Source organism: Pseudovibrio sp. POLY-S9 (assembly GCF_001431305.1).
Taxonomy (GTDB): domain Bacteria; phylum Pseudomonadota; class Alphaproteobacteria; order Rhizobiales; family Stappiaceae; genus Pseudovibrio.
The window spans coordinates 37,897-40,377 of record NZ_LCWX01000163.1; the positions used below are offsets into that span (position 1 = coordinate 37,897).

The window sequence follows — 2,481 nt, forward strand, 5'->3', positions numbered from 1 at the left end:
ATTGATGATCCTGCACTGGTGGACTTCATGCTCCGCCGCGCCCGCGACACAGCGATCGTCAACGTGCACCCGATGGCCGCCCTCACCAAGGGCTTGGCTGGCAAGGACATGAGCGAGATTGGCCTGCTCAAGGAAGCCGGCGCTATCGCCTTTTCCAATGACAGACTGCCAATCACCAACTCCTCCGTTCTGGTCCGTCTGCTGACCTACGCTCGTGACTTCGACGCACTGGTGGTTCATCAGGCACAGGATAAGGATCTGGCAGGCTCCGGCGTCATGAACGCAGGTCTGAGGGCCTCGTGGCTAGGTCTGGGCGGCATCCCACGCGAAGCCGAGTTCGTCGCAATCGAACGCGATATGCGCCTTGTTGCCATGGCAAAAGGCAAGTATCACGCACGCCTGATCTCCTGCCCACAAAGCGCTGAAGCCATCCAGAAAGCGAAGAACGACGGCCTCAATGTCACCGCAGGCATCTCCATCAATCATCTCACGCTCAACGAAAACGACATCGGCCCCTACCGAACCTTCCATAAGATGTCGCCACCGCTGCGCACGGAAGATGATCGTCAGGCCATGGTGAAAGCACTGGCAGATGGCACAATCGACATCATTATGTCCGATCACAACCCACAAGATGTGGAAACTAAGCGTCACCCCTTTGCAGAAGCCGAATATGGTGCTTTAGGGCTTGAAACAATGCTTGGAGCTGGAATGCGCCTCGTTCTGAATGAGGACATCTCACTTTCCAAACTGCTTGCAACAATGACCTGCAATCCAGCGGACCGTCTTGGTCTTCCTGCTGGCCGCCTCTCAAAAGGCGCTCCAGCAGACCTGATCGTGTTCGACCCGCAAAAACCATGGATCGTAGAAAAAGACAAAATCCGCTCCCGCTCAAAGAACACCCCTTTTGAGGACGAAACTTTGACAGGCCGGGTTTTGACAACCATCGTTGCAGGCGGCATCCTAGATCACGACGCAATTTAACGTGTAGCTCTGAACCAGCCCACGAGGCTTTGGCACAATGCACGCGATACGATAAAGTTTTAAAGCAGTATGCTCATCCGCGAGGACAGGCATACTGCTTTAATATTCAACTACTGGAGAACACTCGTGCCTGATCCAATCAGCTGGTCCCTTGATTTACCCTACTATCTGGCTGCATTGGCCTTTGGCTACCTATTAGGCTCCATTCCGTTTGGCCTGCTCTTTACAAAAATGGCAGGCCACGGCGATATCCGAAACATCGGGTCCGGCAACATTGGCACCACCAACGTCCTGCGCACTGGCAGCAAGAAACTCGCAGCCCTCACTCTGCTGTGTGATGCGCTCAAAGGCACCGTTGCTGTCGTACTTGTAGCTCTTTACATGGGTGGTGAAGCAGCATTAATCGCAGGCCTAGGCGCGTTCCTTGGTCACCTTTTCCCGGTCTGGCTCAAGTTCAAAGGCGGCAAAGGCGTTGCTACTTACATCGGCATCCTGCTCGGCATCTTCTGGCCGGTTGGTGTCATCTTCATCGCCATCTGGATTGCAACGGCCTACATCACCAAGTTCTCATCCCTGTCAGCACTGGTAGCAAGTCTTGTCACTCCCTTTATTCTGCTGGCTTTCGATCAGTGGCAAATTGCGCAAATGATGGGATTACTCAGCATATTGCTATGGGCAAAACATCACGAGAACATTGCCCGCCTGCTGAAAGGCAAGGAAAGCAAGATCGGTTCCAAGGGATGATGTAAATGGAGACAGCCACCAAAAGCCGGGCACCACACCTAAGTGACACCCAACGGCTTGCGTGGCTTCGCCTTATCCGCTCTGAGAATGTCGGCCCAAGAACATTCCGGGAGCTCTTCAATCATTTTGGCTCAGCACAAGCGGCACTTGATGCCCTGCCAGAGTTATCCCGAAGAGGCGGTAAGAAAACTTATCGCCTTTTTTCTATGGACAAAGCTGAAGCTGAACTGGCTTCCCTCTATAAAATGGGCGCACGCCTCGTCGCCATGGGCGAGCCCGCCTATCCTCCCCTTCTCAGACACATTGATGCACCCCCACCCCTGCTCGCGGTCCGAGCCAGAGAGCCATTGCAACAGGAACTCACCGGCACGCAAAAGACGCTGGCCATCATCGGCGCCCGCAATTGCTCGGTCGCCGGAGCAAAGTTTGCAACAAAACTGGCTGGAGACCTTTCAGCAGAAGGCTTCACCATCATCTCAGGTCTGGCACGGGGCATCGATAGCGCAGCGCATCAGGCCGCTCTCACGTCTGGAACCATCGCAGCCTTTGCCGGAGGCATCGACACCATCTACCCAAAAGAAAATATGGAGCTTTTTGCAAAGATGATCGCAGCCAACGGAGCAGCCATCAGCGAAATGCCCATGGGCTGGAACCCGAGAGCTCGGGATTTCCCCCGCCGCAACCGCCTGATCTCGGGAATGTCATTAGGTGTTATCTTAATTGAAGCCGCAGAAAAATCGGGATCTCTGCACA

Annotated in this window: 3 protein-coding genes; all 3 read left to right on the plus strand. The window is 54.3% G+C overall.

Translation table 11 applies throughout. From position 1 onward, the window contains the following. Positions 1-984: amidohydrolase family protein (locus PPL9_RS14510; RefSeq protein WP_244273396.1), on the plus strand; the 984-nt coding region annotated here is incomplete at its 5' end. Positions 985-1,110: 126 nt separating this feature from the next. Next, positions 1,111-1,728 carry a glycerol-3-phosphate 1-O-acyltransferase PlsY gene (plsY, locus tag PPL9_RS14515; protein WP_057463363.1) on the plus strand — a complete coding sequence of 206 codons (618 nt, stop codon included), beginning with the start codon at positions 1,111-1,113 and terminating at the stop codon, positions 1,726-1,728. A 5-nt stretch (positions 1,729-1,733) separates the two neighbouring features. Next, on the plus strand, positions 1,734-2,481 hold a 748-nt coding region (locus PPL9_RS14520), incomplete at its 3' end, for a DNA-processing protein DprA (RefSeq protein ID WP_161831309.1).